Origin of the sequence: Streptomyces sp. SP18CS02, from assembly GCF_036322365.1 — a bacterium.
GTDB lineage: Bacteria > Actinomycetota > Actinomycetes > Streptomycetales > Streptomycetaceae > Streptomyces.
In genome coordinates this window covers 1-322 of the sequence record NZ_JAQYXC010000170.1, presented here as the reverse complement: position 1 = coordinate 322, position 322 = coordinate 1, and the positions used below count along the sequence as shown (strand labels likewise).

At 56.2% G+C, this 322-nt stretch carries 1 protein-coding gene; it reads left to right on the top strand.

The window, feature by feature from the left end; genetic code table 11:
• Positions 1-193: hypothetical protein (locus PUR26_RS01470; RefSeq protein ID WP_329868390.1), on the top strand; the 193-nt coding region annotated here is incomplete at its 5' end.
• Between the last annotated feature and the right edge of the window lie 129 nt (positions 194-322).

The window sequence follows — 322 nt, the reverse complement described above, 5'->3', positions numbered from 1 at the left end:
GGGGGGTGTTGGGTTGTGTTTTTTTGGTGTGGTGGGGGGGGGGGGTGTGGTTTGTTTGGGTTTATGGGGGCGTGTTTGTGTTTTTTTTTTTTTTTTTTGTGTGTTTGTTGTGGGTTGTGTTGTGGGGTGGGGTTTTGTTTTGTTTTGTTGTGGTTTTTTTTTGGTTTGGGACCCCCGCCCCCCGATCGCGTAACTCCCCAAGCCGGCTAGCGCGTTGATTGCGCGGGAGTGGAGTTCAGAAGTGTGCTCTTCCGATCTCTGGCGGACGGTGCTCCCGGCCCCGTCCTCCGCGACGACCAGGTCGAGTCCGTCCGGGAGGTCG